Raw genomic sequence first — 2,905 nt, 5'->3', positions numbered from 1 at the left:
CGCGAAATAAATTAAAGGAAAAGGGCATCCAAAATCCGTCTGCCGTTAAAATAGCGGAAGAGCTTTCTAATTATGTGGAGGAAACGGAAGATTTTCCGCTCGGGGAACGAACCTATAGAGACTACTACAACCAGGCCTTAAAAGAGGACACGGGAGATATAGAAATCAGGCAGCTAAAAGTCGTTACGGGCTTATGTAAGTATGCGGGATTTGAAAATTATTCCGAATTTAAAAACCAAGGTCTTGAAAACCCGAAAGAAAAACGCACGCGTAAGGTGCCTCCGGTCTTTAAAAAATATAAAATCGCCCTCGGGGTGGCGCTCGTACTTCTAATCGCTTTTATAAGCTATACCTCGGTGAACAAACAAAAATGGATGGTATGGGAAACAGATCAGTATGTGGAAGCCCCATTTGATGCCATGACTTTAAATCATGGAGAATTGAAGCTTTATAATGTAGAACGCATCAACCAATTCCGAAAAATATATCCCGATTGCAACACCGATTTTTTCAAGGACGATGGCACGGAAAATCTGTGGTATGGAAAAAATAAAGAGGGCACCTTGGAATATTTCACATCCCTAGGCCTGCATCCCGAAACAGGAAAGACACTAAAAAAAATCACAAAACACATGATTAGAAACCATATTTGTGAAAATTATTAAAACAATCAAAATTATCTGCCTATAAAAATATAGGTTCCCTCCAGTTTTAACTGTAAAGACCTACACCACAATCACGGAAGCCTTAAAAACTTAAACTTCCATGTTTGGCGTTGCAGCCATGAGCTCATGACTAGTGATGGCCTTATTAAAAATGGCTGCATCTGGAGCACGCCATGTTAATCTAGTATAGTTACGGAATCAATTACTAAGCGCCTCCTCAACAGAAAAACAACAACATACGTTTAAATAATATGGAAACTTAAAGTTCTGTTTAATTTTTCTAAGGTCTATGGGCTGAATAAAACAAGGCATTCTTCTTACCTGCAAGCTTTCAAAACAATCTTAATTCTTACTTGTTTTCATATGAAGAAACAAATCCTTAAATAAACCACGAGCTATTAATAACTTCATAATTTCATTCGTACCTGCATAAATTCGGGCCACCCGGTTATTCGCATACATTCTAGCAATGGGGTAATCCCAGATATAACCATAGCCTCCAAATAATTGCAGACATTCATCTACAACCTTACTATGCATTTCTGTTGCCGAATACTTTGCCATAGAAGCACTTTCCGCAGAGAGTTTATTATCCGAAAGTAAGCGGGTACAACGATCTATAAAAGTTTGATGAACCTGCAGTTGGGCAGCACATTCGGCAAGTTTAAATTGGGTGTTTTGGAATCCTGCAATGGGCTGCTTAAAAGCCGTTCTTGTAGAGGTGTATGCAAGGGTTTTTTCTATAGCTCCTTCAGCGCCGCCAACAGCATTAAGTGCCACCGTTAAGCGCTCCCTGGCCAATTCCCGCATCATAATTTTAAAGCCCGAGCCTTCTTCTCCTAATAAGTTGTCTTTGGGAACCTTAACATGGTCAAAAAATAACTCGCAGGTATCTTGAGCTTTCAATCCTATTTTATTCAAAAGAGGGCCTTTCTCAAAACCTTCAGAATCGCTATTTATAAGCAATAACGATACGCCTTCTCTCTCTGTGCCTGGATGGGTTTTTACTGCAACCACACACAAATCGCACAAATGCCCATTGGTAATAAACGTCTTCTGTCCGTTTACTAAATAATGGTCTCCCTTATCTACTGCTGTGGTTTTAATGGCGCGAAGATCACTTCCACAATCTGGCTCCGTCATACAAATGGCTGTAATAAGCTCTCCAGCAGCCATCAATGGCAAGTACTGTTGTTTTTGAGCCTCGCTCCCATATTTTAAAAGGTAGGGTGCCACAATATCGGAATGCAATGAAAACCCAGGCCCACTAATCCCCTCTTTAGCCAATTCTTCAATAAATAAGGCATTAAAACTAAAATCCAAAGCGCTTCCACCATATATTACAGGCATATCCATACATAGTAATCCCAATGCTCCAGCGCGTTTCCAAAGGTCTCGTGGAACCATGCCTTTCTGTTCCCAGGCGTCCATATAATCAATAATGTCATGCTTGATGAAATCTTGTATCATCTTTCGCATCATTTGGTGTTCTTCCGTTGCGTATATCTCGCGTTCTAATAAAACATTCTGTAGCATATAATCTAGTTTTTAGAGGTATTAAGCCAGCCATCTCGTTTTTTATAAAACAGGATACGGCTTCTAATTATAGAAAATATTGTTTTATTTGAAATGGGATTTTTAGCGCGCTAAGATAGTTTGGTTTACCGTAATTTCCTACAAACCGACAAAATAATTAAGAATCTAAACCCCTAATAGCCATAAGAGTATACAACATGCGACTTGAGAGGAGGTCCCTATTGAAATTTAGGGAGCTACTTAAATTCTAAAAGCTAAAACAAGGGACTTTTAATAACCCAGGCAAAGGGTAATAAAGGAATGGTTTAAAAAATGAAACGCTAAAAGCACGTTATAAGTATTGGAGAAAACACCTTTTTTTAAGGCAAATTAGTTTTTTCTTTATCTTTTTTCTTCATGCGTTTCCAAATAAAATAAAGTATCACAAGCACTATAGGTGTAATAACAAATACAATCAAATCAAAGGGTCTAGACAAATCAACGGTGCCGGTGTCTCCTGGGTTTGGTGTGAATGAAGATTTTTGCAGGACTAAAGCATATAAAGTGTTTCGCATGGTTTTTATTTGAAGCTATGAACCCTCAATTTACATAATATTTCGCTGAAAATGTAAAAATGCCTGATAAAACTGGTCCGCATATCAAAACATGTCACCTACAAACTCAGTAAAACCTACCCATCCAATGGTTCAAGTCCAAACAGGAAT

3 protein-coding genes are annotated in these 2,905 nt (G+C 38.5%); 1 reads left to right on the top strand and 2 read right to left on the bottom strand.

Annotated elements, in window-relative coordinates:
• Nucleotides 1-665: hypothetical protein (locus VKY47_RS05460; protein WP_324311028.1), on the top strand; the 665-nt coding region annotated here is incomplete at its 5' end.
• A 342-nt stretch (nt 666-1,007) separates the two neighbouring features.
• Here the strand turns inward: VKY47_RS05460 and VKY47_RS05455 are convergent.
• Nucleotides 1,008-2,201, bottom strand: a complete 1,194-nt coding sequence (locus tag VKY47_RS05455; protein WP_324311027.1) for an acyl-CoA dehydrogenase family protein — start codon at nt 2,199-2,201, stop codon at nt 1,008-1,010.
• 359 nt (nt 2,202-2,560) lie between these two features.
• Nucleotides 2,561-2,755: an adenylosuccinate synthetase gene (locus VKY47_RS05450; protein WP_324311025.1), complete on the bottom strand. Its 195-nt coding sequence runs from the start codon at nt 2,753-2,755 to the stop codon at nt 2,561-2,563.
• Between the last annotated feature and the right edge of the window lie 150 nt (nt 2,756-2,905).

This window comes from Xanthomarina sp., assembly GCF_035306705.1.
Classification (GTDB): Bacteria; Bacteroidota; Bacteroidia; order Flavobacteriales; family Flavobacteriaceae; genus Xanthomarina.
Note: the sequence above shows the minus strand (reverse complement) of the source record. Positions and strands in the feature narration are given on the sequence as shown.